Origin of the sequence: Sinomonas sp. P10A9 (assembly GCF_041022165.1) — a bacterium.
GTDB lineage: Bacteria > Actinomycetota > Actinomycetes > Actinomycetales > Micrococcaceae > Sinomonas > Sinomonas puerhi.
In genome coordinates this window covers 484,715-510,530 of sequence record NZ_CP163302.1, presented here as the reverse complement: position 1 = coordinate 510,530, position 25,816 = coordinate 484,715, and the positions used below count along the sequence as shown (strand labels likewise).

23 protein-coding genes are annotated in these 25,816 nt (G+C 70.0%); 8 read left to right on the top strand and 15 right to left on the bottom strand.

The genetic code is table 11. The annotated features are described in order from the left end of the window. Positions 1-43: 43 nt before the first annotated feature. The 8 genes from AB5L97_RS02285 to AB5L97_RS02250 are packed head-to-tail and all read right to left on the bottom strand — an operon-like array spanning position 44 to position 8,161. On the bottom strand, positions 44-961 hold the full coding sequence (locus AB5L97_RS02285; protein WP_369046288.1) for an aldose 1-epimerase family protein: 918 nt from the start codon (positions 959-961) through the stop codon (positions 44-46). Next, on the bottom strand, positions 958-2,103 hold the full coding sequence (locus AB5L97_RS02280; RefSeq protein WP_369046287.1) for a Gfo/Idh/MocA family protein: 1,146 nt from the start codon (positions 2,101-2,103) through the stop codon (positions 958-960). Before AB5L97_RS02280 ends, AB5L97_RS02285 begins: the two co-directional genes overlap by 4 nt. Then, complete coding sequence (locus AB5L97_RS02275) at positions 2,088-2,786, bottom strand: ThuA domain-containing protein (RefSeq protein ID WP_369046286.1); 699 nt, start codon at positions 2,784-2,786, stop codon at positions 2,088-2,090. The genes AB5L97_RS02280 and AB5L97_RS02275 overlap by 16 nt, the downstream gene beginning before the upstream one ends. Positions 2,787-2,797: 11 nt before the next feature. Next, a complete protein-coding gene (locus AB5L97_RS02270) occupies positions 2,798-3,802 on the bottom strand; it encodes a sugar phosphate isomerase/epimerase family protein (protein ID WP_369046285.1) in 1,005 nt (334 codons plus the stop codon). Then, a complete protein-coding gene (locus AB5L97_RS02265; RefSeq protein ID WP_369046284.1) occupies positions 3,799-5,022 on the bottom strand; it encodes a Gfo/Idh/MocA family protein in 1,224 nt (407 codons plus the stop codon). Before AB5L97_RS02265 ends, AB5L97_RS02270 begins: the two co-directional genes overlap by 4 nt. A 12-nt stretch (positions 5,023-5,034) precedes the next feature. After that, positions 5,035-5,937 (bottom strand): carbohydrate ABC transporter permease, encoded by a 903-nt coding sequence (locus AB5L97_RS02260; RefSeq protein ID WP_369046283.1) that lies wholly within the window; start codon positions 5,935-5,937, stop codon positions 5,035-5,037. Continuing rightward, a complete protein-coding gene (locus tag AB5L97_RS02255; RefSeq protein ID WP_307956944.1) occupies positions 5,937-6,839 on the bottom strand; it encodes a carbohydrate ABC transporter permease in 903 nt (300 codons plus the stop codon). Before AB5L97_RS02255 ends, AB5L97_RS02260 begins: the two co-directional genes overlap by 1 nt. 2 nt (positions 6,840-6,841) lie before the next feature. After that, a complete protein-coding gene (locus tag AB5L97_RS02250) occupies positions 6,842-8,161 on the bottom strand; it encodes an extracellular solute-binding protein (protein ID WP_369046282.1) in 1,320 nt (439 codons plus the stop codon). 255 nt (positions 8,162-8,416) lie between these two features. Here AB5L97_RS02250 and AB5L97_RS02245 point away from each other — a divergent pair, with 255 nt between their 5' ends. The 5 genes from AB5L97_RS02245 to AB5L97_RS02225 all read left to right on the top strand — a co-directional run bounded on the left by AB5L97_RS02245 (position 8,417) and on the right by AB5L97_RS02225 (position 13,675). Then, the gene (locus tag AB5L97_RS02245; protein ID WP_307956946.1) at positions 8,417-9,451 is read left to right on the top strand and encodes a LacI family DNA-binding transcriptional regulator; all 1,035 of its coding nucleotides are present in this window, start codon (positions 8,417-8,419) and stop codon (positions 9,449-9,451) included. Positions 9,452-9,587: 136 nt separating this feature from the next. Continuing rightward, entirely contained in the window at positions 9,588-11,123 is a 1,536-nt protein-coding gene (locus tag AB5L97_RS02240) for an ABC transporter permease (protein WP_369046281.1), read from the top strand. 140 nt (positions 11,124-11,263) lie between these two features. Next, the gene (locus AB5L97_RS02235) at positions 11,264-11,932 is read left to right on the top strand and encodes an ABC transporter ATP-binding protein (protein WP_369047336.1); all 669 of its coding nucleotides are present in this window, start codon (positions 11,264-11,266) and stop codon (positions 11,930-11,932) included. A 104-nt stretch (positions 11,933-12,036) separates the two neighbouring features. Further along, entirely contained in the window at positions 12,037-12,393 is a 357-nt protein-coding gene (locus AB5L97_RS02230) for a non-heme iron oxygenase ferredoxin subunit (protein ID WP_369046280.1), read from the top strand. A gap of 10 nt (positions 12,394-12,403) precedes the next feature. Further along, a complete protein-coding gene (locus tag AB5L97_RS02225; RefSeq protein ID WP_369046279.1) occupies positions 12,404-13,675 on the top strand; it encodes an NAD(P)/FAD-dependent oxidoreductase in 1,272 nt (423 codons plus the stop codon). A gap of 24 nt (positions 13,676-13,699) precedes the next feature. On the opposite strand, the gene AB5L97_RS02220 is transcribed toward AB5L97_RS02225, so the two are convergent. Then, positions 13,700-14,509, bottom strand: a complete 810-nt coding sequence (locus tag AB5L97_RS02220) for an IclR family transcriptional regulator (protein WP_369046278.1) — start codon at positions 14,507-14,509, stop codon at positions 13,700-13,702. Between the two features lie 47 nt (positions 14,510-14,556). On the opposite strand from AB5L97_RS02220, the gene AB5L97_RS02215 reads away from it, so the two are divergent. After that, entirely contained in the window at positions 14,557-15,897 is a 1,341-nt protein-coding gene (locus AB5L97_RS02215) for an MFS transporter (RefSeq protein WP_369046277.1), read from the top strand. An 85-nt stretch (positions 15,898-15,982) separates the two neighbouring features. On the opposite strand, the gene AB5L97_RS02210 is transcribed toward AB5L97_RS02215, so the two are convergent. Next, positions 15,983-17,386, bottom strand: a complete 1,404-nt coding sequence (locus tag AB5L97_RS02210; RefSeq protein ID WP_369046276.1) for a GntP family permease — start codon at positions 17,384-17,386, stop codon at positions 15,983-15,985. A 38-nt stretch (positions 17,387-17,424) separates the two neighbouring features. Continuing rightward, entirely contained in the window at positions 17,425-17,970 is a 546-nt protein-coding gene (locus AB5L97_RS02205; protein ID WP_369046275.1) for a gluconokinase, read from the bottom strand. A gap of 181 nt (positions 17,971-18,151) precedes the next feature. On the opposite strand from AB5L97_RS02205, the gene AB5L97_RS02200 reads away from it, so the two are divergent. Further along, positions 18,152-18,886 (top strand): FadR/GntR family transcriptional regulator, encoded by a 735-nt coding sequence (locus AB5L97_RS02200; protein ID WP_369046274.1) that lies wholly within the window; start codon positions 18,152-18,154, stop codon positions 18,884-18,886. Between the two features lie 86 nt (positions 18,887-18,972). Here AB5L97_RS02200 and AB5L97_RS02195 read toward each other — a convergent pair whose 3' ends face one another. Both AB5L97_RS02195 and fbaA read right to left on the bottom strand, forming a co-directional pair. Further along, positions 18,973-19,401 carry a DUF3151 domain-containing protein gene (locus AB5L97_RS02195; RefSeq protein ID WP_369046273.1) on the bottom strand — a complete coding sequence of 143 codons (429 nt, stop codon included), beginning with the start codon at positions 19,399-19,401 and terminating at the stop codon, positions 18,973-18,975. Further along, positions 19,401-20,423, bottom strand: coding sequence for a class II fructose-bisphosphate aldolase (gene fbaA, locus AB5L97_RS02190; RefSeq protein ID WP_307956956.1), 1,023 nt, complete (start codon positions 20,421-20,423; stop codon positions 19,401-19,403). Before fbaA ends, AB5L97_RS02195 begins: the two co-directional genes overlap by 1 nt. 233 nt (positions 20,424-20,656) lie before the next feature. Between fbaA and AB5L97_RS02185 the strand changes: the two genes are divergently transcribed. Next, positions 20,657-22,249: an HNH endonuclease signature motif containing protein gene (locus AB5L97_RS02185; protein WP_369046272.1), complete on the top strand. Its 1,593-nt coding sequence runs from the start codon at positions 20,657-20,659 to the stop codon at positions 22,247-22,249. A 215-nt stretch (positions 22,250-22,464) separates the two neighbouring features. Here the strand turns inward: AB5L97_RS02185 and AB5L97_RS02180 are convergent, their stop codons facing one another. Both AB5L97_RS02180 and AB5L97_RS02175 read right to left on the bottom strand, forming a co-directional pair. After that, on the bottom strand, positions 22,465-23,469 hold the full coding sequence (locus tag AB5L97_RS02180) for a ribokinase (RefSeq protein ID WP_369046271.1): 1,005 nt from the start codon (positions 23,467-23,469) through the stop codon (positions 22,465-22,467). A gap of 155 nt (positions 23,470-23,624) precedes the next feature. Further along, complete coding sequence (locus AB5L97_RS02175; protein WP_369046270.1) at positions 23,625-25,619, bottom strand: S53 family peptidase; 1,995 nt, start codon at positions 25,617-25,619, stop codon at positions 23,625-23,627. Positions 25,620-25,816 lie beyond the last annotated feature (197 nt).

Genomic DNA, 25,816 nt, shown 5'->3' with positions numbered 1-25,816 from the left:
CCTCGCGGTAGGCCGTCGGAGGCAGCCCGCGTGCGGCAGGCCATCAGCCGCCGAGCGCGAATACCCGCCAGCTGACGGCATGCTCCTGACCCGGCGCGAGCCACACGAGGTCCGTCCCGCTCGCGAACGCATTGGGCGGGCACGTCATCGGCTCCACCGCGAGCCCTAGCCGGTTGGGACCTGGCGGCGCCTTGTCCGCGGTGTGGATCTGCACCCACGGGCATTCGTCATCCCACGCCATGCCGACGCCGGTCCCCGAGGGGTCCCACACCCGCACCTGCGCCGTTCCGGCCGCATCGAACCGGATCCCCGTGAACGCATGATCGATCGCCGTGGCGCCGATCACGCGCGCGGTGGTGAAGTCGAACGCGTGCCCCGCAACGTCCCACAGGCCGACCGGAAGGAGCCGGTCCGGGCTCACCTCGAGGAACCGTTCCGCGGGGACCTCGAGGACCCATGCGTCCAGGGCATGCGGACCGCCGACGAGGTACGGGTGCGGGCACACCCCGTACGGGGCTGTGCCCTCCCCGAGGTTGACAGCCCGCACCGACCACGTGAGTCCGCCGCGTTCGGCGGACGCCCCGGCGTCGAGCGCGTACCGCGTCTCGAGGCGCACGCGGAACGGGTACCCCTCGCTCGGGGCGAGGTCGAGCGCGAGGGTCGCGGACGCGCCGTCGTGCGCGACGACCTCCCAGTCCCGGCCGAAGGCGAGCCCATGCAGCGCGGTGCCCCGCTCGGGCTCGGTGACGGGCACGGCGAGCTCTCGCCCGCCCGCGGTGTACCGGCCATCGGCGAGGCGGTTGGGCCACGGCGCCGCGACGATCCCCCGGTAGTCCGGGATCGGCAGGCTCGGGTCGGACGGCACCACGAGGTCGCGGCCGGCGTAAGTGAGCGAGGCGAGCGCGCCCGCCCGGGGCGTCACGACGGCCGCGTAGTCCCCCGCCCGAATCGTGGGGCTCACGCGGTCAGCCGGCTCGGTTCCGCTGCGACCTCCTCGAGGGCGACGGCGCGCGGCCGCTCCGCGCGGCTCGTCACCGCCACGGACGCGCCGGTGTGCGCCGAGGCCAGGAGCGACTCCATGACGTCGAGCACGTGGTAGGCGAGTGTGCCGCCGGCGCGGGGCTCCTCGCCCGGCGCAGCAGCGTCCCCCGCCAGGGTCCGCGCGAGGTCCGCGATCCCGTAGCCGCGGCCCGAGCCGGTGTACCCGGCGGAGACCGGCAGGGTCTCCCACTCGCTCCCGCCGAGGCGGAAGAGGCGCGTATCGCCGTCGAAGTGGTTGGGGTCCGGGACGGCGAGCGTCCCGAGGGACCCGTGCACCTCGATGTTCGCGGAGTGCGTCGCGACCGCATCGAAGCTCATGACGAGCGTCGAGAGCGCGCCCGACTCGTGGACGAGAACGCCCGTGACGTGCGTGTCGGTGGTGACCGGGATCGTCTCCCCCGCCCGCGGCCCCGAGCCGATGGTGCGCTCGGCGCGCGTGTGGCTCGCGGCACCGATCACGGAGGCCACCGGCCCCAGGAGCGTCACGAGCGCCGTCACGTAGTACGGCCCCATGTCCAGGAGCGGGCCGCCGCCGGGCACGTAGTAGAAGTCCGGGTTGGGGTGCCACCGCTCGTGCCCCGGCGTGACCATGGTGGCCATCGCGGCCACGGGCGCGCCGATCAGCCCGTCGTCGATCGCCTTGCGGGCGGTCTGGATGCCTGTCCCGAGCACGGTGTCCGGCGCGCAGCCGACGACGACGCCCGCCTCCCGCGCGGCGTCGAGCACCTCCCGCGCCTCCTGGGTCGTGGCGGCGAGCGGCTTCTCGCCGTAGACGTGCTTGCCTGCGGCGATAGCCTTGAGCGCGACCTCGGCGTGGGCTGCGGGGACGGTCAGGTTGAGGACGAGGTCCACGTCGTCGGCGGCGAGGAGCTCGTCGACGGCGACAGCGCGCACCCCCTGGCCGTACTCCTCGGCGACGGCGCCGGCCCGTGCGGCGTCTAGATCCGCGACGGCCACGAGCCGCACGTCCTCGAGCCGCCGGAAGCTGTCCAGGTACTGGCCAACGATCTTCCCGCAGCCGATGATTCCGATGCGCAGAGGATTCCCTACCGGCTTGCCCATAGCAGGCCCCTTTCGATGATGGTGCGGACGGTGGAGTCCTCGAGGACCTCGACGCGGTGGCCCGGGGTGCACACGAAGATGCGCCCTTGCCCCCATTCCCTGGTCCAGATGGCGGGGGATGTCACTTCGCGGTGCCACGGATCCCACTCGCGGACCTTTTGTGTAGTGGTCGCGAGCACGTCGATGTAGTCGTCCGCGAGGACCCAGTACTGCTCGGTGACGAGTTCGAAGTCCTCGATCCCTACCGTGATCGGATGCTCGGCCGCGGCCGGGAGCATGTTCACGGTGTACGGGACGTAGTTGTCCGACTGCTCGCCCGTGCGCTCGTCCGGGTGCTTGCCGGGGTGGCACGCGAACTGGCCGCCGATGAGGTGCAGGTAGTCCGAGGTGTTGCGGTACGAGTCGGCGATCCCGCCGTGCCAGCCCGCGAGTCCGGTCCCGTTCTCGACCGCGGTGCGCAGCCCCTCGAACTCGTCCCGCTCGATCGTGGACATCGTCATGCACTGCACCACGAGGTCCACGCTGGCCATGTACTCCGCGTCCGCGTAGATCTTGGGCGATTCCTCGATCCGCACCTCGTAGCCGTTGGCCCGAAGGTGCGGGATGAACAGGTCGGTGGCCTCGGTGGGCTGGTGTCCGTCCCAGCCCCCGCGCACCACGAGGGCGTTCTTGGTGTTTGTCATGGGTGGTCCTTTCACCGGGTGCTGAAGGCGGCGTCGAAGGCCGCGGCGGGGGGCGAGATGCGGGCGAGTCCGCGCACGAGCTCGAGCGCCTGGGGAGCCCCGACGAGGCGGTCCATGCCCGCGTCCTCCCATTCGATGCTCGTGGGCCCCTCGTATCCGATCGCGTTGAGGGTGCGGAAGATGGGCTCCCACTGCACGTGGCCATGGCCGGCGGTGACGAAGTCCCACCCGCGCCGCGGGTCGGCCCATGGCAGGTGCGAGCCGAGCCTGCCGTTGCGGCCGTTGAGCTGGCGCACGGATTCCTTGACGTGCACGTGGAAGATCTTCTCGGCGAAGTCCTGCAGGAACATGACGGGGTCGAGGTCCTGCCAGATGAAGTGCGAGGGGTCGAAGTTGAGCCCGAAGCCCTCCCTGTGCCCGATCGCCTCGAGCGTGCGTCTGGCGGTCCAGTAGTCGTAGGCGATCTCCGAGGGGTGCACCTCGAGGGCGAACCGCACCCCGACCTCGTCGAAGACGTCCAGGATCGGGTTCCACCGGTCCGCGAAGTCCTGGTATCCAGCCTCGACCATGCCCTCCGGGACCGGCGGGAACATGGCGACTGCTTTCCAGATCGAAGAGCCCGTGAAGCCCGTGACGGTCGGGACGCCGAGCCGCGCCGCGGCCCGCGCCGTGTCCTTCATGGCCTCGGCCGCACGCCGCCGCACGCCCTCGGGGTCGCCGTCGCCCCACACGTCATCGGAGAGGATGCCCCGGTGGCGGGCGTCGATCGGGTCGTCGCACACGGCCTGGCCGGTGAGGTGGTTCGCAATCGCGTGGACCTCGAGGCCGTTGCGCTCGAGGATGGCCAGACGGTCGGCGACGTACGCGTCGTCGTGCGCCGCCCGCACGGGGTCGAGGTGGTCGCCCCAGCAGGCGATCTCGAGCCCGTCGAAGCCCCACTCCCCCGCAAGCCGCGCGACCTCCTCGAACGGCAGGTCCGCCCACTGGCCAGTGAACAGCGTGATGGGTCGTGTCATCGTCCGTCCCACCCGCCCGGAACCTTGGTCCAGCGGCTCTCGTCCGCGGCGCTCGCCTCGACGGCTTCCAGAACGCACTGCACCTGGAGCGCATCCGCGAACGACGGCGTGGGCTGCTTCCCGGCGGCGATCGCCTCGACGAGATCCACCACCTGATGCGTGAATCCGTGCTCGTAGCCGAGCCCGTGTCCCACGGGCCACCAGTGCCCGGTGTAGGGGTGCTCGGGCTCGGTGACCTGGATCCGGCGGAAGCCCGCGTTGGGCTCGTCGTCGGCGTCGTAGAACCAGAGCGAGTTCATGTCCTCGAAGTCGAACGCGAGCGAGCCCTTCGTGCCGTTGAGCTCGAGCCGCATCGCGTTCTTCCGGCCCAGGGCGAATCGCGTCGCCTCGAACACGCCGATGGCGCCAGACGATTCCGTGCCGCCCGATCCAGTGCCGCCGTCGAAGCGCGCGGTGAAGATTGCGGCGTCGTCCACCGTGACGGGCCCGCGCGGCGCATCGGCGCCGCCATGGCCGCCCAGCCCCACGAGCTCGCCCGCGATGGGCCGCTCCCTGACGAACGTCTCGAGCAGTGCCGAGACCCCGGCGATGTTCTGGCCCGTGATCCACTGCGCGGCATCGATCGAGTGCGCGCCGATGTCCCCAAGCGAGCCGGAGCCGGACTTCGACTTGTCGAGCCGCCACGTGAGCGGCGCGTTTTCGTCGGTGAGCCAGTCCTGGAGGTACTGGGCGCGCACGTGGCGGATCTGCCCGAGGGCGCCCTCGTCCACGAACCGCTTCGCGAGGGCGAGCGCCGGCGTGCGCCGGTAGGAAAAGCCGCACATCGAGTAGACACCGCGGGCCGCCGCTGAGTCCGCGGCCGCCGTCATCCGCTCGGCCTCGGCTACCGAGTTTGCGAGCGGCTTCTCGCACAGGACGTGTTTGCCGGCCTCGAGCGCCGCGATCGCGATCTCGGCGTGCGTGTTGCCGGGCGTGCAGATGTCGATGAGGTCGATGTCATCCCGGTCGATCAGGCGGCGCCAGTCCGTCTCGATCGACTCCCATCCGAGCTTCGTGGCCGCCGCCGCTACCCGCTCGGGGTCCCGGCCGGCTACGGCCGTGAGCCGCGGGGCGAGTGGGAGGTCGAAGAACCGCGGCGCGGTGCGCCACGCGTGGGAATGGGCCGCGCCCATGAAGGCGTGCCCCACCATTCCGACGCGCAAGGGCGTGGATTCAGTCACTGGGGTCTTCCTTTACTTGCTGAAGCCGGCGGTCAAGCCGCTCACGAGCTGGCGACGGGCCACTATGTAGACGACGAGGAGCGGAAGCGTCGCGAGGACCACGGAGGCGAGCACCGCGGGGATGTTGACGCTGAACTCGCCCTGGAACGTCCACAGCGAGAGGGGGAGCACGCGGGTCTCGGGGCTCTGCGTGAGGATGAGTGGGAAGAGGAAGCCGTTCCACACGTTGAGCGCGTCATAGATGCCCACCGTCACGACCGCCGGGCGAACGAGCGGCAGCGCGAGGCGCCACATCATGGCCCAGTCGCTCGCCCCGTCCAGCCGCATGGACTCGAACAGCTCGTTCGGGACGTCGCGGAGGAAGTTGCTCAGGATGAGTACGGAGATGGGGATCGCGAAGGCGACCGAGGGCAGGATGAGCGCGAGCAGAGTGTCGTACATGTGCGCCCGCGTGATCATCCAGTAGATCGGAATGATCGTCGCGTGCAGCGGGATCGCGAGCCCCAGAAGGAACAGGCGGTTGGTGGACGAGAGGAACCAGCCCCGGCCGCGCACGATGGCGTATGCGGCCATGAAGGAGACGAGCAGAGCCGGTACGACGCTTCCGACCGTCACCACGAGGCTGTTGGCGAAGTACCGCGCGAAGTCGCTCTCGAGCACGAGCTGGTAGTTCGCGAACGTCGGATCCGTGGGAGGGGCGAGCGGGTTCGAGGTAAAGAACCCGGACTGGTCCTTGAGGCTCGTGATCACCACGTAGTAGATGGGCAGGATGATCACCGCGAGCCAGAACCAGCCGCCGAGGGCGCCGAGGACGTTGGGCCGCTTCCGGCCGCCGCGCGCCGGGGGCGGAGCCTCCTGCGCACGACGGCGCGTGGGCGCCGCGGGGTTCACGGGGAGCTGCGTCGTGGAAGCCATCAGGCACCCTCCAATTGGCTGGCCTTGCGGTTCGTGCCGCCGAGACGCTGCAGGATGAGCGCGAGGGCGAGGCCGACGACGACGAGGATCACCCCGAGCGCGCTGGCGGCGCCCATGTCGTTGGCCTTGAATCCGGTCAGGTACATGTGCAGGGGCAGGAGGCGAGTCGAGTAACCGGGCCCGCCGCCCGTGAGGACGAAGATGAGGTCGAAGTACGCGAGCGATCCCACGGCCATGAGGGTCGACGACGTGATGATCGTGTACTTGAGCTGCGGGAGCGTGATCGCGAAGAACTGCTGCAGGCGGCCCGCGCCGTCGATCTGCGCCGCCTCGTAGAGGGAGCCCGGGATCTGCCGCACGCCGCCTTGGTAGATGAGCGTGTGGAACGGCACGAACTGCCAGGCGATGACGAACACCACGACGAAGAGCACGAGGTCGGAGTTGCCGAGCCAGTCCTGTGCGAGGGCCGGAAGACCGAGGCCCGCGCCCATGCCGAAGTTCGGATCGAGGAGCGCCTTGTACGCGATCGCGATCGCCGCCGAGGAGAGCAGGAGCGGGAGGAAGTACAGGACCGCGAGAACGGCCCGGTAGCGCTGACCTCCGGCCGTGAAGACCCCGAGGAGGAGGCTGATCGGCGTCTGGACCACGTAGGAGAAAACCATGATCTTCGCCGTCACCCAGAGCGCGTTGGCGGTCACCGGGTCGGTGAGGGTGCGCGCCCAGGAGGCAACGCCGTCGAACGTGATCTCACTCAGGCCGTCCCACTTCGTGAAGCTCAGGGCCACGACGCCGGCCAGCGGGATCACCGCGAAGACGAGGAAGAAGACGAGGGCCGGAGCGGCCAGCCACCCCGACGGGCCGCTCTCGCGGGCCCGCCGGGAGGCGGTGCTGGTGAAGGCCATCCCTACTTGCCGATCGTCGCGTTCATCGTGCTGACGAACTGCTCGGGAGTGATCTTCTTGAGGAAGATCTGGTCGAGGTTGGCGAGCATCGCGTCGCCCTGGGCCGGGCTGAGGGCCTGGTCCCACGAGAGGGTGAAGCTCGGGGCGTTCTTGACCATGCCGTACACGAACGTCAGGAAGTCCTTGTCCGGGGACGCCGCCAGTTTGCCCTCAATGCCCTTGACCACGGGCACAGCGCCCGAGTCGATGAGGGTCTGAGTGTCGGCGTCGGTGAACATGCCGCTCTTGACGTAGTCGAGCGCGGCCTTCTTCTGTGCCTCGGTGCCCTTCGAGGAGACCGACCAGAAGTTGGAGGGGTTGCCCACGATGCCCGCCGGATCGCCCTTGCCGCCGGCAACGGCCGGGAAGGTCGTCCAGCCGATCTTGCCGCCCTTGATGGCGTCGGCCGCGTTCGTCTTCATGCCCTGGTAGATCCAGCCGCCCTGCAGGATCATGGCGGCCTTGCCCGTGTAGAGGAGCGCCTGGTCCGCGTTGCTGTCCGCGGCGATGGATGAGAAGCCGTTGACGAATCCGCCCGCGTCGACGAGCTGCTGAATCTTCGTCAGGGCCTCGGCCACGGCGGGGTTGGACCACGCGCTGGGCTTGTTCGCCGCGATGTCCGCGAACGCCTGGGGGCCGCCGATGCGATCCACGAGGTACTCGAGCCACATGAGGTCTGGCCACTTCGACTGCCCGCCGAGCGCGAAGGGGGCGATGCCGGCGGCCTTGAACTTGGGCACGAGCGCCATGAGCTCATCCCACGTGGTGGGCGGCTGCGCCCCGATCTTCGCGAAGAGGTCCTTGTTGAAGTAGAGGACCACGGGCTGGGCGTTGTTGTTCGGGATCGCGTACTGCTTCCCGTTGACCTGGCCGTTCTGGAGCACAGAGGGCAGGTAGCGGTCCTTGACGTCCGGGTTCTGGGAGAGGAAGGACGTGAGGTCCTCGACCTGGCCGGCGTCGACGTACGACTTGAGCACGCCGCCGCCCCAGCCGTAGATGAACGTGGGCCCCTGGCCAGCGCCGACGGCAGTGCGGACCTTGGTCTTATAGGCGTCGTTCGCGAAGAAGTCGAGCTTGATGGACTCGCCCGCGTGGGCCGAGTTCCACGCGTCGACCGACTTCTGGAGCACCGGCTGGTTGCCTCCGGTCAGGCCCCACATGGTCGCCGAGTCGGCGCTGACCGCCGCTCCCCCCGGTCCCGCCGAGCCGCACGCGGCAAGAGTGAGGGCAAGTGCTCCGGCGGCGACCGCGGTGGCGGCCGTGCGCAGTTTCCGAATGTTCATGGTCTTCCGTTCATCCTCTGGGGTCGTCAGTGACCGCAAGGCTTCGAAATGTTTCGAATAGATTTCGGCTTGCAGTGCAACCGTAATGGGTGACTCAGATCACGGTCAACGGGTTTCAGGGAAAAAGTTCAAGACATTGACGAATGATCCATCCCGCTTTCGCTGCGATGGTGAGGAGCCGCCGAAGAGTTGACTCGACACGGCTCCACGGCCAGACTGAAACGGTACGAAATAATTTCGAAAGTTCGGACGGCCATGACCCTCACCACGACCGGCGGGAAGACCACTCTGGCCGCCATCGCGCGCCTCACCGGCGTCTCCGCGCCCACCGTGTCGAAGGTGGTCAACGGGCGCGAGGACGTCGCGCCCCAGACGCGGGCCAAGGTGCTGGCCGCGCTCGAGGACGCGGGCTACCAGTCCCCCGGCCAGCGCCGCACAGCGGCCGGCCCCTCCGTCGTCGAGGTCGCGTTTGACTCGGTCAACTCGAACTACTCTCTGACCGTGCTCAACGGCATCCTCGACTACGCGGCCGAGGCCGGCGTCGAGGTCATGCTCAGCGCGACCCAGCATGCCCCGGCCGGGGGGCACGATCTGTCCCGGAGGGCGCAGCGCATGGTCGACGAGGGGCGTGCGGGGCTGATCGTCGTGACCTCGGCCTTCGCCGAGGCGCAGCTCATGGCGTTCCGGCGGCGCCAGATCCCCGTCGTCGTGATCGACCCGCTCAACCCGCCGCCCGGGGACGTCGTGAGCGTCGGGGCAACCAACTGGGCGGGCGGCCGGGCCGCGGCCGAGCACCTCCTGGACCTCGGCCACCGGCGCATCGCCTACCTCGGCGGACCGAAGTCCGCCGAGTGCAACCAGGCGCGTCTCCATGGCTACATGTCCGCCCTCATGTCGCGCGGTATCGGGTTTGGGCCGGAGCTCGTGATCCACGGGAACTTCCGCGCGGAGTACGGCGTCGAGGGCCTCTCGGCGCTCCTGACGATGCCCGAGCCGCCCACAGCGATCTTCGCGGGCAACGACGCGATCGCCGTCGGCGTGCTGAGGGAAGCCAGACGGCGAGGGATCCGGGTGCCGGAGGACCTGAGCCTCGTCGGATTCGACGGCACAACGCTCGCCGAAGACTCCGTTCCCGCCCTGACCTCCGTGGCACAGCCCCTGCACGACATGGGCAGGGCCGCGCTCCGGACCGTCCTGCGGCAGGCGCGCGGCGAGCAGCTCGACTCGCACCGCGTTGAGCTAGCGACCCAGCTCGTGATCCGCGAGTCAACGGCGCCCCCCGCTCGCTGACGCTCGGGAACGCCTGGCCTGCCCATCGCACAGCCCACCACAGCCGCACCACAGCTTCGCCCTACAACGCCCATAGGGTGCGTCCCTAGCGTCGGAGGCAGGCGCGGCGAAGGCCCGCGCAGCGAAGGGACACCCCATGTTTGCTCGGTACCTGCGGCGAGAGCTGTCAGGGCGGCGGAAGCAGACCGCCATCATCGCCATTGCCCTGGCTCTGGCCATCGCCCTCGTCATCGTCGTCAATGCCCTGTCCGCCGGGGTGCGGGACGCGCAGAAGGCGGCGCTCGCCACCGTGTACGGCGTCGGCACCGACATCACGGTGACCAAGGCGCCCGCGGCGCCGACGGCCGGCGCGCAGCCGGGCCAGCGGTTCGACGTCAACGGCCAGTCGGGCACCGGCTCCTCGACCTCCGTGAGCCAGTCCAGGCTCATCTCGGGCCGTGGCGCGTCGACCTTCGCAGGGACGTCGGCCGATACGGTCAAGGCGACCACGGGAGTCCAGTCGGCCTCGGCGGCGCTGTCCCTCATGAACATCACGCTCAACGGGCAGCTGACCCAGACCGGCACCGGTTCGGGCAGCGCGCCGACCGCCGCCCCCACCGCCCCGGCCCCATCCGGCGAGGGCCAGACGGCAACCGGGCAGGGCCAGCGCGGCCCCGGCGGCTCCTTCGGCGTCAACTCGTTCAGCGTCCTGGGCATCGACGGCAGCGCCTCCACCGTCGGCCCCCTCGCGTCGGCCTCCGTGTCACAGGGCCGTGCTCTCGGCACGCAGGACGTCGGCCAGCACAACGCCGTCGTGGATTCCTCCTACGCGACGACGGCGAGCCTCACGCTCGGCGGGACCGTGAACGTGGGCGGCACGGACTTCACGATCGTGGGGATCGTCTCCGCGACAGGGTCCGAGTCCGAGACGGCGGCGAACGTCTACGTCCCGCTCGACGTCGCGCAGACCCTCTCGTCACAGGCCGGGGCCGTGAGCTCCGTCTACGTCAAGGCGTCCTCATCGGATCAGCTCGCCGCGGTCAAGGCCGCGCTCCAGAAGGCCCTCCCGGACGAGACCGTCAACACGCAGGATGACCTCGCCGCCAACGTCTCGGGCTCGCTCGCGAACGCGTCGAGCCTCGTCTCGGGCCTGGGCCTGTGGCTTTCGGTCGCGGTCCTCGTCGCGGCCTTCCTCCTCGCGGCGCTCCTGACGCTCTCCGGGGTGTCGCGGCGCACGCGGGAGTTCGGCACGCTCAAGGCCATCGGCTGGCGCAACTCGGCCATCGTGCGGCAGGTCGCCGGCGAGTCGCTCGTGCAGTCGGGCATCGGCGCCGTGGGTGGGATCGCCGTCGGGCTCATCGCAGTAGTGCTGCTGAACATCTTCGCCCCGACCCTCAGCGCCTCCGCCGGCGTGGGCCGCGGCTTCGGCGGCCAAGGCGGTGCGGGACAGGCGGCCGGCCAGGCGGCGCGGCAGGCAGCGGGCCAGGCTGCGCAGTCCGGCGGGCCGGGACAGGGGCCAGGCGGCTTCGGCGGCGCGAGCGCCGCCCAGGTGGTGCTCGGCGCTCCGATCACGCCCGCGATCGTGCTCATCGCCGTGGGCATCGCCATCGCCGGCGGGGTCATCGCCGGAATTGTCGGCGGGTGGCGGGCCGCGCGGCTCCAGCCGGCCGAGGCGCTGCGGAGCGTGGCGTAATGAGCGTCCAGGACGAGAAACGACTCGAGAAGGAAGCACCAGCGATGCAGAGCACGACGACGCCGGATGAGGCCCAGCGGCCCGTGGCACCAGCACCGGCGGCAGACACGGCCCCAGCCCCTGCTACAGCCCCAGGAGCGATGTTCCAGCTCGTGGGCGTCAGCAAGACGTACCGCCAGTCCCGGGGCGAAGTCCACGCGCTCGACGGCGTTGATCTCACCATCCCGACCGGGCAGCTTGTGGCCATCCAGGGTCCCACGGGCGGCGGGAAGTCCACTCTCCTCCAGATGCTCGGGGCCCTCGACCGCCCGACGTCCGGCACCGTGACGCTCGCCGGGCACGAGATCTCGAAGCTGCGGGACCGCGAACTGGCGGACATCCGCGCGCACGAGGTGGGCTTCGTATTCCAGTCGTTCAACCTCATCCCCACGCTCACGGCTCAGGACAACGTGGAGATGGGCCTCGCGCCGCTGGGCCTCCCGGCACAGGAGCGCGCCGAGCGGGCCACCCAGTCGCTCGCGTCGGTCGGGCTCGGCGACCGCGCGTCGCACCGTCCCGGAGAGCTCTCCGGCGGCCAGCAGCAGCGCGTCGCGATTGCCCGGGCCCTCGCGAAGAGGCCCAAGGTGCTGCTCGCCGACGAGCCCACGGGCAACCTCGACGAAGGCACGCGGGACGAGATCATGGACCTCTTCGAGACGCTCTGGCGTCAGGGCCTCACGATTGTCCTCGTGACCCATGACTCCTCGGTGGCCCGCCGCGCCCAGCGACGCCTGCGCATCGCGGGCGGCAAGCTCGCCGAGAGCAAGTAGCCCGGGCTGCGCAGTCTCGCGGGTCGGGGCCGCGCAGCCTCACGGGTCCGGGCCGCCAATCTCCTTCGCGAACCTGCACGACGCCTCTCGGTAGAGTGGAGCCCATGAGCGAAGGAATCGTGGTCGGCAGCACAGGCGAGATCGAGGAGGGCACCGCGAAGGTCGTCGAACCGGAGGAGTCTGGCTTCGCCGAGGCCATCGCCGTCTTCCACGCCGAGACGGGCTGCTTCTTCGCGCTCAACGACACGTGCACGCACGAGGAAGCATCGCTCGCCGAGGGCTGGATCGAGGGCGAGGAGGTCGAGTGCCCTCTGCACTCCTCGAGCTTCAGCCTCCGCACCGGCAAGGTCACGTGCCTGCCGGCCACCGTGGATGCTCGTACCCACCGGGTCGAGGTCCGCGACGGCCAGATCGTCCTGTACCCGGGCGCGGACGCCGACCCGGAGGCCTGCGCGCAGTGACGGCGCCGCTGTGAGCGCTCCGCCTGCCCTCCCCCACAGCATCGTCATCCTGGGCGGCGGCGTCGCAGGCTTCAGCGCCGCGCAGGAGCTGCGCGCCCGCGGCTACGGCGGCGTCCTCACCATCCTCTCCCCCGAGGGCCTGCCCTACGACCGACCGCCCCTGAGCAAGGGCTACCTCCTGGGCACCGAGGACTCTGCGAAGATCCTCTTCGCGCCGGCGCGCTGGTACGGCGAGCACGACGTCGCGGTGGTCGCCTCGCGTGCAACCGCCCTGGACGCCTCCGGCCAGAACCCGTCGGTGACGCTCGACGACGGGCGGGTCCTCGCCGCCGACCGCATCCTTCTCGCGACGGGCGGCCTCCCGCGGCGCCTCGCAATCCCCGGCGGTCAGCACGCGCTAACCCTCCGGTCCCGCGCCGACGCCGATGCCCTGCGCCGCGTGCTCGTCCCGGGCGCGCGGATCGTGATCGTGGGCGCGGGGCTCATCGGCGCCGAGGTGGCCTCCGCCGCCGCGTCGCTGGGCGGCAACGTGACTCTCATCGACCCGATCGACCTCCCCCTCGGCCCCGCGATGGGCGAGCACCTCGCGCGCAGACTGCACGCGATGCACGCAGAGCACGGCGTCCGCACGGTCACCGGCCTGCCGGCGGCGATCGAGGACGGGACGCACGACGCCGCCCCGCACCTCGTGCGGCTCGCCGATGGCCGCTCCGTTCCCGCCGACATCGTCGTGGCCGGCATCGGGATCACCCCGGACACCGACGTCGCCGAGGCCGCAGGCCTCGACGTGGACGACGGGATCCTCGTCGGCTCCGACGGCTCCACATCCCGCCCGGCGATCTTCGCCGCCGGCGACGCGACCCGCACGCGGCGACCGGACGACGTCGTGCGCGGGGGCGCAGCGCGGCGAGCAAAGCACTGGGAAGCCGCCGTGCGTTCGGGCCAGGCCGCGGCGGCGGGCCTGCTCGGCCAGGCGCCGGCGGAGTTCGGAGCGCCGTGGTTCTGGTCGGACCGCTACGGCGTGCACGCTGAGGCGGTCGGCACGATGGATGCACGTCAGGAGCCGGGCGCGCGCGTCGTCCTCCGCACGGAGGACGGGACGGTCACGGGGGTCCCTGCAGCAGCCTTCCTCCTCGCCGAGGACGGTCGCCTGCTCGGGTGCGCGGCCGTTGACCAGCCGCTCGTCGTCCGGGCCGCGCGCCGCATCATCGACCGGGGGATCATCCCGGACCCCGAGCGCCTCGCCGACCCGACGGTCGATCCGCGGAAGCTCGCGCGCTGAACCTTTATCTTCTGTAGAGCAGAATCAGCGTGGCTCGGTGAGCCCCGCTGCATCGAGCGAGGCCGCGATGCTGCTGCAGCACGCCAGGAGTGCCTCGCGGGTTTCCGGCTCGTCGAGCGCCCCTGCCCGCGAGTCCGGCACGCTGAGCGAGACCCCCAGCCACGCGCGGTGGGACGAGCCGCCGCCCGGCGCCGGGACGGCGGCGCCCATCGCGACGAGCCCCGGCTCGGTGAGGCCCCTGTTGATGGCCACGCCGCTTTCGCGCACCGCGGCGAGCTCGGCCTCGAGCGCGCGGAGCGCCTCCTCGCCGAGCTGCTCGCCGGACATCTGCGCGCCTCGGCCCGTGAACAGCTGGCGGAGGGTTGCAGGGTCGAGGGTCGCAAGCATGGCCTTGCCGCCCGAGGACAGTCTCGCGGGAAGCACGGACCCAGTCCGGTCTCCCACCCGCAGGATCTGGCGGGACTCGGCACTCGCGAGGAAGCGCACACTCGTTCCGAACCGCGTCACGAGGTTGCTCGTCTCCCCTACCGCCGCCGTGAGCTCGTCGAGGTGCGGGAGAGCTCGGGCCACGACGTCCTGCAGCCGGCCGTGGCGGGAGTCGTCCGAGAACGCCGGCCCGGCGGTATACCGGCGGCCCTCGTCCTGGAGCGCGAACCCCCGGTAGACGAGCGTCGCGAGCAGACGGTGCGCGGTGGACTGCGCCACGCCGAGCCGTTCCGCCGCCTCGTGGACGCGCACCGAGTCGCGCTCTTGGAGCATGAGGATGAGCTGGAGCGCATTGTCTACCGATTCAATCGCGTAGGCCGGCTTCTTCACGATCTGAAACTTCTGCACAACAGAATCTTATGGTCATGTGAGCCACAACACCAGATCCTTGCTGTATGACTTCTAGCGTTACCTCCTCTGCGCCCGGCAATGAAGCCGCCCGCAATGCCACCCGTGGCCCGGAATCGGGCCAGAGCCGCCGCGCCGCGATCATCGCGGTCGTCATCTGCTGGGGCCTCGTCGTGTTCGACGGGTACGACCTCATCGTCTATGGCACGGTCCAGAACAGCCTCATCGAGTCCACGGGCTGGGGCCTGAACGCTGCCTCGGCGGGCACGCTCGGCTCGATGGCCTTCGTGGGCATGATGCTCGGCGCCGTCTTCGCCGGCCGGCTCTCCGATGCGTGGGGCCGCCGCAAGGCGATCATCCTGTGCACCATCATCTTCTCGGTGGCCACGGTGCTCTGCGCCTTCGCGCCCAGTGCCCTCGCCTTCGGGCTCCTGCGCCTCGTCGCGGGCCTCGGACTCGGCGGACTCGTGCCGTCGGCCAACGCCCTGGCCGCCGAGCTCATCCCCTCGAAGTGGCGCGGATCGATGGCCACCCTCATGATGTCCGGAGTCCCGATCGGCGGCACCATCGCGGCGCTGCTGGGCCTCGGCGTGATCCCGGCCTTCGGCTGGCAGCCGATGTTCCTCGTCGCGATCATCCCTCTCGTCCTCTTCGTGCCGCTCGGCCTCGCCTTCTTCCCCGAGACGCTCGGTGCGGCCCGGACGGCGGCCGAGGACGCGGCGTCGACCGCACCCGGTTCCGAGTCCGCGGCCCGCACGACGCCGCGCGGCGGCTTTGCCGGCCTGTTCCGCGGTGGCTTCGGAGCGCTCTCGATCCTGTTCGCGGCGTCCACCCTCTTCACGCTCTTCGCGTGGTACGGGCTCGGGACCCAGCTGCCCAAGATCATGCACGATTCCGGCGCCAACCTCGGTCCGGCGCTGACCTTCACCATCGCACTCAACCTCGGCGCGGTCGCGGGGTCCATCATCACCGCGTGGGCCGGAGACAAGTTCGGCACCGTCAAGGTGTCCGTCATCGCTGCGGGCCTCGCCGGAATCGCGCTGATCGCCCTCCTCGTGACGCCTGCCTCGAACACGGCGTTCATCTACGCCGCCCTCGTGATCGCCGGCGTCGGAACGCACGGAACCCAGTCCCTCGTGATCGGCGCGATCGCCTCGCACTACCCGAGCGAACTGCGCGGCACCGCGCTCGGATGGGCACTCGGCATCGGCCGCATCGGCGCGGTCCTCGCACCGCAGCTCTCCGGCCTGATGCTCGCCACGAAGACCGTCCCGCCGTCGATGAACTTCCTCATGTTCGGCGGCGCGGCCATCGTCTCGGCGGTCTTCCTGGCCGTCATCGTGGCCCGCGACCTCAAGAGCCGCAAGACCGCTCCCGTCGCCGCCTAACGCAGCAGACAGCGACGCACGACGGCGCGTGGCCGGCTTCCCGAGCGGGGGCCGGCCACGCGCCGCCGTGCGTGAAGAAAGAGCGTCAGGCGAACGCCGACCCCACCCCGAAGACCACGGCCGCGAGCGCGAAGCCCATCACGCCGATGAGTGTCTCCATGACGGTCCACGTGGCGAGGGTCGTCTTGACGTCCATGCCCATGAACCGGCCGACCATCCAGAAGCCCGCGTCGTTGACATGCGAGACCACCACGGAGCCCGCCGCGACGGCAACGACGAGCGCCGCGAGCTGCACGCCGTTGAGCCCCGCCCCGGTGACGGCGGGCGCGAGGAGGCCCGCCGCCGTCGTGAGCGCGACGGTCGCGGAACCCTGGGCGATCCGCAGGATTGCGGAGATGAGGAAGCCCGCGAGGATGAGCGGGATCCCGGCGCCCCCGAGCACGTCCGCGAGCGCCTTGCCGATGCCGGACGTGCGCAGCACGGCACCGAACATGCCGCCCGCGCCGGTGATGAGGATGACGGAGCAGACCGGACCGAGCGAGGACTCGAGCAGCTTCTCGAGGACCGATCCGTGCAGGCCGCGCCGCGCACCGAGCACGAGCGCGGCGACGAGCAGGGAGATGAGCAGCGCAACGGGCGTCTCGCCGAGCGCACGCAGGATCTGGAACCACGCCTGGCCGCTCACCGACTTGCTGATCACACCGGCGGTCGCGAGCGTCCCGAGCCCGGTGTTGAGGAAGATGAGCACGAGCGGCAGGAGGAGGATGCCCACCACGGTGCGGAAGCGCGGCGGGTGCGACTCCGCCTCGGCATCGGCGTGGCCTAGGATCTCCGGCACGGGCAGCACGAGCTTGCCGCCGGTCCACAGGCCGTAGAGGTACGCCGCGATGTACCACGTGGGGATCGCGACGATGAGCCCCACGATCGTCACGATGCCCACGTTCGCGCCGAGGATCGCGGAGGCGGAGACCGGGCCGGGGTGCGGCGGGAGGAACACGTGCATCACGGAGAACGCGCCGACGGCCGGCAGGCCGTACCGCAGCACTCCGCCGCCCATGCGCTGGGCCACTGCGAACACGACCGGGAGCATGACCATGAGGCCGGCGTCGAAGAAGATCGGGAAGCCGAACAGGAGCGAGGCGAGGCCGAGCGCGAACGGGGCACGCTTCTCGCCGAAGATCCCGATGAGGTAGTCGGCGAGCACCTTCGCGCCGCCGGAGGTCTCGACGATCCGGCCCAGCATCGTGCCGAGCCCCACGAGGAGCGCGACTGTCCCGAGGGTCGTGCCGAAGCCGTTCACGAGGACGTTGACCACCTGCGCCGGCGGAATCCCGGTGGCGAAGGCCGTCAGCAGGCTCACCACGATGAGCGCGAGGAGCGCATGCATCTTGAACTGCATGATGAGCACGAGCAGCACGGCGATCGCGGCCGCCGCTATGGCGAGGAGCGGCCCAGCGCCGAGCGTCTGGGTCCATCCTTCGATGGTCATGGTTCTCCTTGGGTTCTTCGGGGTGTGGGGTTCGACCGTCAGCGCACGACGGCGCGTTGGGCGGGTTCGTCGGTCGGGTGCAGTGAGGCGGCGATCGCCTCGACGAGGCGTTCGGGACTCTCGGAGATGTCCAGACGGAGGCTGCCGGCGCGGAGCTCGTCCACGGTGAGCGGTTCGAGGGTGTTGAGCTGGCTCGGGAGGAGTCCTGCAGGCATGAAGTGGCCCGCACGCGAGGCCATGCGCTCCGCGAGGAGGGCGGAGTCGCCGTCCAGATGGGCGAAGATCACCCGTCCGGCTGCCCCGGACAGGAGGTCCCGGTAGGACCGCTTGAGCGCCGAGCACGTCAGCACAGTGCTGTGCCCGTCGCGCGCCTGCCCGGTCATCCAGTCGCGGATGCTGCACAGCCACGGCCAGCGGTCCGCGTCCGTGAGCGCGATGCCGGCCGTCATCCTGGCGATGTTGGATGCCGGGTGGAACTCGTCGGCCTCCGCGATCCGCCAGCCGAGTCGCTCGGCCAGGGCCGCCGAGACCGTTGTCTTGCCGGACCCGGCAACACCCATGACCACCACATGCAGGGGTTCCATGGCTCTCTACCTCCGCAGAAGACGTCGTTGGCTTCCGAAGAAGCTCTGCAGGCCCGCGAACGCCGGCCCGGCAAGAAAGATAGCACCATTGTTTAGGCATTGGTAGTACTTTAATTGTCATAGGTCACATCTATCGCGGCGAACGGCTAGGCTGAACCCACTCGGACACGGAAGGCGGGGCATGTCGACGGCGACACCTCAGGAGGCCAGCGCCCGGCAGGAGGCCAAGGCGGAAGGCGGCCTGCACCAGCGCATGCTGGACGCGCTCGGCGAGCGCATCGCGTCTGGGCTCCTGCCGCCCCATTCACGCCTGACCCTTGACGACCTCCAGCAGGAGTTCGGCGTCTCGCGCACGGTGGCCCGGGACACCATGCGCGTTCTGGAGTCGATGAACCTCGTCTACTCGCGACGCCGTGTGGGGATCGTCGTCCAGGAGCCTGAGCGATGGAATGTCTTCGACCCCAAGCTCGTGCGCTGGAGGCTCGCCTCCGGGCGGCGCGACGAGCAGTACGCCTCGCTCCTGGAACTGCGCGTCGCCGTCGAGCCGATCGCCGCGGCAGGGGCGGCACACCGAGCGACGCCCGCCCAGAAGGCCGAGCTCGCTGGGCTCGCGGCCGAGCTGCGCCGGCTCGGCGAGGCAGGCGACCTCGAGGCCTTCCTTGCCGCCGACATCGCGTTCCACCGGCTCGTCCTTCACTCGTGCGGCAACGAGATGTTCGCGGCCCTCGACAACATGGTCGCCGAGGTCCTCACGAGCCGCACCCGGCAGGGTCTCATGCCCTTCCATCCCCGCCCCGAGGCGCTCGACGCGCACGAGGCCGTCGCATCGGCCGTCGCGGGCGGCAACGCCGCCGCAGCCGAGGAGTCGATGCACAGCGTCATCTCCGAGGTGCGGGGGGCCATGGGCCTCGGGTAACCGGACGCACGACGGCGCGTGGCCGGCTTCCGTGCGGAAGCCGGCCACGCGCCGTCGTGCGTCAGGGGTTCCTGATGCTGCGATGCCTAGTGCTGGGATGCCTCGATCGCGGCCTTCGCGGCCGGGTCGGACTCGGCGAGGAACGTGTCGATCCGCTCGGGCTCGCCCACCTCGCCGATCGCCGCGGCAGCCCTGCCGAGCGAGTAGAGCGCCCGGAGGAATCCCTGGTTGGGCTCATGCTCCCACGGGACGGGCCCCGCGCCACGCCATCCGTTGCGGCGCAGGGCGTCGAGGCCGCGGTGGTAGCCGACGCGGGCATACGCGTAGGACTCAACCGTGCTTCCCTCGTCCCAGGCCTCCTCGGCGAGGATCGCCCACAGGAGCGACGACTCCGGGTGCTTGACCACGAGGTCGCGGGCCTCCTGCCCCATCGCGAGGCCCTGGTACACCTCGCTCTCGGCCGGGAGCCGCGTGGGCTCCGGGCCGAGGAGGTTGGTGCGGAACTCGTCGCTCATTACTTGATGGACTTGCCGGCGGAACCGAGCTGCTGCGCTGCCTCGACGATGCGCGCGGCCATGCCGGCCTCGGCAAGGGCACCCCAGACGCGAGGGTCGTAGGTCTTCTTGTTGCCCACCTCGCCATCGACCTTGAGCACGCCGTCGTAGTTGGAGAACATGTGCCCGGCCACCGGCCGCGTGAAGGCGTACTGCGTGTCGGTGTCGATGTTCATCTTGATCACGCCGTAGGAGACGGCGTCCGCGATCTCCTGCTCGCTCGAGCCGGAACCGCCGTGGAACACGAGGTCGAACGGGCTGTCCTTGCCGACCTGCGCGCCGACCTGCGCCTGGATGTCCTTGAGGATCTCCGGGCGCAGCTTGACGTTGCCCGGCTTGTAGACGCCGTGGACGTTGCCGAACGTCAGCGCCGTGATGTAGCGGCCGTTCTCGCCCGTCCCGAGGGCCTCGACGGTCGCGAGGCCATCGGCAACCGTGGAGTACAGCTTCTCGTTGATGGCGTTCTCGACGCCGTCCTCTTCGCCGCCCACGGCGCCGATCTCGACCTCGAGGATCATCTTCGCGGCCGAAGTGCGGGGCAGGAGCTCCTTGGCGACGCGGAGGTTCTCCTCGAGCGTCTCGGCGGAGCCATCCCACATGTGCGAGTTGAAGAACGGATTGCGCCCCGCCTTGACCTCGTCCTCGGACGCCGCGAGGAGCGGCAGCACGAAGCTGTCGAGCTTGTCCTTGGGGCAGTGGTCGGTGTGGAGGGCGATGTTGACGTCGTAGCTCTTGGCGACCTCGCGTGCGAACGCCGCGAAGCCGAGCGAGCCGACCACCATGTTCTTGACCGAGGCGCCGGACCAGTAAGCCGCGCCGCCGGTGGACACCTGGATGATGCCGTCGGATCCGGCCTCGGCGAAGCCGCGAATGGCTGCGTTGAGCGTCTGTGACGAGGTCACGTTCACCGCGGGGAATGCGTAGCCGCCGGCCTTGGCGGAGTCGATCATCTCTGCGTACTTCTCAGGGGTGGCGATAGGCATTGAGTGCTCCTCGACAGTGGCTCGACGGGGTATCACGCGGGTCGCGTGGTTTGGCCACTGCCCATCCTAGCGAGCGAGGTTCACGGGCGAGTTTCCGTGGGTACAGATGACGGAGGGCGGTGGGTAGACGGGCTCGGGATCTCACAGAATTCGAAAATAACTCTAGCGTTTCAACAACTCGGTCTATAGTATAGGAACATAGATTCGAATCAAGTGGACTGAGGGGGTTCAGGATGCCGACTGCAGGACTGCGGTCCGCTGCGGAGCTCGAGTTCATCTCGCGCCACCCGGACGCCCTCCATGGTTCGCTCAGCCTCGATCCCCAGGCCCTCGACACTCCGGATGGGGTGTCCCAGGCGCTTCGGGCACTCGCAGACTTCGATTCCTTCAGCGCCAGCCTGCGCGCACTCCTCATCGACCGGCACACCCAGCACGTGGCGGAGACTCCTCTGGCGGGGCGGGAATCGCAGCCCACCCGGTTCGGTGGGGACGTCGAGCACGCCGCTGCGGTCGCCGAGATAGCCTCCCTCCAGAACACATCGGAGGCTGCCGCCGCTCGGACCATGAATTTCTCCGTGGCCCTCGTCAACCTCCACCCAGCGCTCCACGAGGCCCTCGCGGCGGGAGACATCACCGAGGCCCACGCCCGGGCTATCGTCGATCAGGCGTCGTCCCTGCCCGAATCCGTCGCCGAGGCCTTCGGCATCGAGGCGCTCTCACGGCTCCATACCCGCAAGGGACGTGTCCGGACCCCGGGCGAGTTCCGCGCAGTCGTCCGCGATCTGCGTGAGCGCCTCCACCCGGAGTCGATCGTGAGGCGGCGCGCGGCCGCACGCGAAGATCGCCGCGTGTGGCTCCAGCCGGACGAGGACGGCATGTGCACGCTGTCCGCGCTCCTGCCCGCCGAGACGGCAACATCCATGTACGCGCGCATCGACGCGGTCGCACGCTCGGCTCGCGGCCGCGAGGGCGAGGTCAGGACGCTCGCCCAGCTACGTGCCGACGCGTTCATCAACCTGGCCCTCGCGGACAGGCTCGATCCGGCCAGCACCGGAACGCCCGCGGCGTCCGTACCGTCTCCCGAAGAACTGCTCGGCGGCGTCAAGGCGGAGATCGTCGTGCATATTCCGCTCGCGGTGGCGCTCGGAGCGTCCGACGACGTTGCCCAGCTCGAGGGCTACGGCGTTATCGACGCCGATACCGCGCGGCTGCTTGCGGCGGCCGCGCCGACGTGGCAGCGCATCTTCACGGACGACGAGGGGGTTCCCGTCAAGCTCGGGCGGAGCACCTATCGACCGCCGGCAGGCTTGGTCCGCTTCATCCAGTACCGCGATGGCACGTGTCTCGTCCCCGGATGTTCGTGCGCGGCGAGGCGGTCTGAGATCGACCACACGATCGAATGGCAGGACGGCGGCACTACCGATGCCGAGAACCTCACCCTGCTCTGCCCCAAGCACCACGCACTGAAGTCACTGGCCCTCTTCCGTCTCCGCAGAGAGGCGGCCGAGGGCTCGGAGCCCACCGTCGCGGGCGCGAAGCTCCCCAAAGAGCCACCCAAGGTCAGCGGCCAGCTCCTCTGGGAAACCCTTCTCGGCACAATTCTGCCCGCCGAGCCCCTGAGCCGCGACCACATCCTGGGACCGCGAACCGTCAGGCTCCCCGCCGGATCAGTTGAAACAGTCGAAACTGCCGAACTGGCCGGACCGCGAGACCCCGAACTGCCTCCTACGCCAGCGCGGCGCGACTCCCCATTACCTAAGCCGCCACCGCCGCGCGGTTCATGGGACATTCAAACGTCTGACGGCGACGAACCGCCGCCCTTCTAAGAGGCGTCGCTTCGCCTGCCTTCGACGTCCAGCGCTCATCCCGCGTCCCGCTCGACGCCCCGCGCTCATCCCGCGTCCCGCTCGACGCCCCGCGCTCATCCAGCGTCCCGCTCGACGCCCCGCGCTCATCCAGCGTCCCGCTCGACGCCCCGCGCTCATCCAGCGTCCCGCTCGACGCCCCGCGCTCATCCAGCGTCCCGCTCGACGTCCCGCGCTCATCCAGCGTCCCGCTCGACGTCCCGTCCTGCATCTCGCTCGGCGTCCCGTCCTGCGTGTCGGATCTTCTCCTCGACCTCGCCTGCCGACGGGTAAGACGGCTGAGCCCCGGGACGCGTGGTGGCGAGGGCTGCGGCGACCGAGGCGTAGCGCGCCGCGTCCTCGAGGCTGTCGCCGGCGGCGAGGCGGACTGTGACGGCAGCGGTGAACCCATCGCCGGCGCCGGTCGTGTCCACCGGCACAACCGGCGTGGACTCGAGGGGCACCACGGCTGCCGCCGGGTCGGGATCGAGAAGCACTGCGCCTCGGGCGCCTAGGGTCACGATGACCTTGCGGAACCCGGCCCTGACGAACGCTGGCCCGGCCTCCGCCCAGTCCGTGGCAGTCCAATCCGAACTGGGCTCGAGATCGCCGCTGCCCAGGAGCTGTCCGGCCTCGCGCGCGTTGACGAGGAGCACGTCCGTGCAGGCTGCGAGCTCAGGGGGGATCGCGGCGTAAGGGGACAGGTTCAGGATGACTGTCGCTCCCGCGTCACGCCCCGCCTGCGCGGCCGCGAGCACCGTGGGCATGGGGACCTCGAGGCACAGGCACACCACTGCTGCGCCCTCGAAAACAGAGTGCGAGCGCGCCGCCGCAATGTCCCCAGGGGCCAGCATCCCGTTCGCGCCGGGAATGATCACGATGCTGTTCTCGCCGCGGGCGTCGACAGTGATGCCCGCGACGCCGCTCGGCACACCTGCAACCACGCGCACTGCCGAGACGTCCACGCCCGCCGCCTCGGCGGAGGCGCGCAGCATCTCGCCGTGAGGGTCGTCCCCGACTGCGCCCACAAGCCGCACCCTCGCCCCGAGCCGCGCCGCCGCAACGGCCTGATTCGCGCTCTTGCCGCCCGGATGGACCGCGAAGTCGGCGCCCGCCACTGTCTCCCCGGGATCCGGCATCCGCTCAGCGGAGAAGACCAGGTCCGCGTTCAACGAGCCCACCACAACCACGCTGGAGTCCATGCGAGTCATGGTAGGCGGCTCCGCGATGAGGTCTCCGCGCTGGCACTGCCTCCCCACGCGAAAGGCGAGGCGCACGACGACGGGTGGGTGCCGCCGTCGTGCGCCTCGCCGTCACGCCCCTCGCTTACGGTGAGAAGGCGCCTGAGGAGCTTGCCTCAGTGCTGGGCCGCGACCTGCTGCGCGAACGCCTCGGTCATGCTTCCGACGCCCGTGACGTCGTCATAGCCCTTCGTCGCCGTCAGGGACGTGTCGAGGCCCAGGGTCGCCATCCAGGTGAGGCCCGTGGCCGGGTAGGCGCGGACGAGGTTGATGGAAGTCGCTGGGGAGGTGACATCCCTCATCGCAGCGCCCGGGGCGGCTGCCGCCTGATAGACCGCCGGGTTCGCGAAGCCGATTCGCTTGTTGGACGCAGCCTGCGCGCTTGCCATGAGCCCAGCCGTGAGCGGGCACGAGAGCGAGGTGCCGCCGATCCGCTCCTCGGAGTAGCTGCCGGTGTTCAGCGAGTGGTCGTTGGTGATGGGGCTGAAGCCGATCCGGAACCCCGTCCACACATCAGCGAGCGCCGAGACGTCCGGCGAAACGCGCTTGCCGTTCGCGAGCGGCGCCGGAACGAGCCCGGTCTGGTATGCAGGCTGGTCGAAGTCCGCGCTCCGGCCGCCGCCCGCACCGTACTGGAACACGCCCGGAAGTGCACCGGCGTAGGTGAGTGTGCCGTCGGCCTGCGCGAGGATCCGCTGGCGCGTGGTTCCCCACGCGGTCTCCCACAGATAGTTGTTGGACTGGTCGAGCGCGAGGCTCGTGCCGCCCACCGACGTCACGAATGGCGAGCTCGCCGGGAAGTCCGGGGAGGTGTAGCCGAGCGCCTTCTTCTCGTCGCCGCTGTCGCCGCTCGAGAAGTACAGCCCGATGCCCTCGGCCGCGGCCTGGAGGTGCTGGTGGACCTCCCCTGCGAGCTGATCGGGCGCTACGGCCTCGCCGACGTACCCGTAGCTGTTGCTCACGATGTTCGCGAGCTGGCCGTCGAGGATCTTCGACATGGCGATGTCCAGCCCACCGGCACAATTCGAGCCTCCGGCGTAGAGGATGTTAGCGCCAGGAGCGGTGGAGTGCACGGCCTCGACGTCGAGCGCCTCTTCGCCCTGCCAGCCACTCGGCTCTGCGCAGAGCGCCTGGTCGTAATAGACGCTCGGAAGGATCTCGCGATAGGAAGTCGAGGTCAGCGCCGGAAGGCCGTGGAGCGACGCGTACTGGTTGGCGTCAGAGAGCATCGTGGGCGCCGCGAAGGCGTCGATGATCGCCACCGTCTGCCCCGCGCCGGCCGTCGCATTCATCGCGACGCCGTTGCCGAGTCCATACGTCGCCTGGATCTGGCCTGGCGTATAGCCGCATAGGACGGTCGGGGCCGACGTCGCGCCGGTCGCGGTCCTGGGGACCGTCACCTCGTGTTCGTCCCAGTAGTGGGAGCACGGAGTCGCGACCGGCACTGCGGAAGCAGACTGGCCGCCCGGCGAGGCGTCCGCGCCGTCGGCAATGTTGTCCGGGCGGGTGAGGAGGCGGCCCTGATCGATGCTGACGGACGAGACCAGGCCTGCGATGTCGCCCGGAACGGTCGGTGCCCGGTCCGGCCCGATGAGATCGGTGCCCTGCACGGAGTACGTCTGTTCCGCGACCTGGAATGCTGCGTTGACCTCCGCGACGGTGCCACGGAAGACGACGTACATCCCACTGTCCGGCACCCCCGTGATGACCATGCCCTGCGCCTGGATCCAGGCGACCACCTTGTCTGTAGCCGCCTGCGCGGGCGCGTATTGGGACTTCCACTGGGCGGCAGTCAGGTACTGGCCGTACTGCGGGTTTCCGGGAGTCGAGACGGCAGTAGCGAAGGCCGTGGCCGCTGCTTCGTTGGGCAGCTTGAGGTATATCTCCCCCTCGACGGTGGTGTTGGTCAGGGGGATCCCAGTCTTCGTCCGTGCCCCGGCCCACGGCGGCACTGAGCCGGGGAAGGACTTGGAACTCGAGGGCGGCGGATTGGGCGGCGCCGCCGCGGCGCTCGATACACCTACCGCCGCGAGTCCGAGGGTGCAGCCCACGGCCGCGGTGGCGGCGAGGGCACGCAGGGAAAACCGATGAGAACCGCGATGGGGCGCCATGCTTCTTCTCCCGTTCTGCCGGACACCCCAGCGGGTCCGGCTGCAGCGAGACTAGTTGTGAAGCGACCCTTGCAGGAAGTGCGCAGAAGCTGAGAGTTTGCCATGAGTTTTGCGACAGCCAAGGTAGCCGTTAGGCTGGACTCTGCGCAGGGGAGTATCCCAAGCGCTGCACACGTCAGCACGTCGGGCGCCGGAGC

Bases quoted from the DNA above. Each gene is read 5' to 3' on its own strand.
- AB5L97_RS02280 (WP_369046287.1), bottom strand. From the start codon at position 2,103: ATGGGCAAGCCGGTAGGGAATCCTCTGCGCATCGGAATCATCGGCTGC.
- AB5L97_RS02275 (WP_369046286.1), bottom strand. From the start codon at position 2,786: ATGACAAACACCAAGAACGCCCTCGTGGTGCGCGGGGGCTGGGACGGA.
- AB5L97_RS02270 (WP_369046285.1), bottom strand. From the start codon at position 3,802: ATGACACGACCCATCACGCTGTTCACTGGCCAGTGGGCGGACCTGCCG.
- AB5L97_RS02260 (WP_369046283.1), bottom strand. From the start codon at position 5,937: ATGGCTTCCACGACGCAGCTCCCCGTGAACCCCGCGGCGCCCACGCGC.
- AB5L97_RS02255 (WP_307956944.1), bottom strand. From the start codon at position 6,839: ATGGCCTTCACCAGCACCGCCTCCCGGCGGGCCCGCGAGAGCGGCCCG.
- AB5L97_RS02250 (WP_369046282.1), bottom strand. From the start codon at position 8,161: ATGAACATTCGGAAACTGCGCACGGCCGCCACCGCGGTCGCCGCCGGA.
- AB5L97_RS02245 (WP_307956946.1), top strand. From the start codon at position 8,417: ATGACCCTCACCACGACCGGCGGGAAGACCACTCTGGCCGCCATCGCG.
- AB5L97_RS02240 (WP_369046281.1), top strand. From the start codon at position 9,588: ATGTTTGCTCGGTACCTGCGGCGAGAGCTGTCAGGGCGGCGGAAGCAG.
- AB5L97_RS02235 (WP_369047336.1), top strand. From the start codon at position 11,264: ATGTTCCAGCTCGTGGGCGTCAGCAAGACGTACCGCCAGTCCCGGGGC.
- AB5L97_RS02230 (WP_369046280.1), top strand. From the start codon at position 12,037: ATGAGCGAAGGAATCGTGGTCGGCAGCACAGGCGAGATCGAGGAGGGC.
- AB5L97_RS02215 (WP_369046277.1), top strand. From the start codon at position 14,557: ATGACTTCTAGCGTTACCTCCTCTGCGCCCGGCAATGAAGCCGCCCGC.
- AB5L97_RS02210 (WP_369046276.1), bottom strand. From the start codon at position 17,386: ATGACCATCGAAGGATGGACCCAGACGCTCGGCGCTGGGCCGCTCCTC.
- AB5L97_RS02205 (WP_369046275.1), bottom strand. From the start codon at position 17,970: ATGGAACCCCTGCATGTGGTGGTCATGGGTGTTGCCGGGTCCGGCAAG.
- AB5L97_RS02200 (WP_369046274.1), top strand. From the start codon at position 18,152: ATGTCGACGGCGACACCTCAGGAGGCCAGCGCCCGGCAGGAGGCCAAG.
- AB5L97_RS02195 (WP_369046273.1), bottom strand. From the start codon at position 19,401: ATGAGCGACGAGTTCCGCACCAACCTCCTCGGCCCGGAGCCCACGCGG.
- fbaA (WP_307956956.1), bottom strand. From the start codon at position 20,423: ATGCCTATCGCCACCCCTGAGAAGTACGCAGAGATGATCGACTCCGCC.
- AB5L97_RS02185 (WP_369046272.1), top strand. From the start codon at position 20,657: ATGCCGACTGCAGGACTGCGGTCCGCTGCGGAGCTCGAGTTCATCTCG.
- AB5L97_RS02180 (WP_369046271.1), bottom strand. From the start codon at position 23,469: ATGGACTCCAGCGTGGTTGTGGTGGGCTCGTTGAACGCGGACCTGGTC.
- AB5L97_RS02175 (WP_369046270.1), bottom strand. From the start codon at position 25,619: ATGGCGCCCCATCGCGGTTCTCATCGGTTTTCCCTGCGTGCCCTCGCC.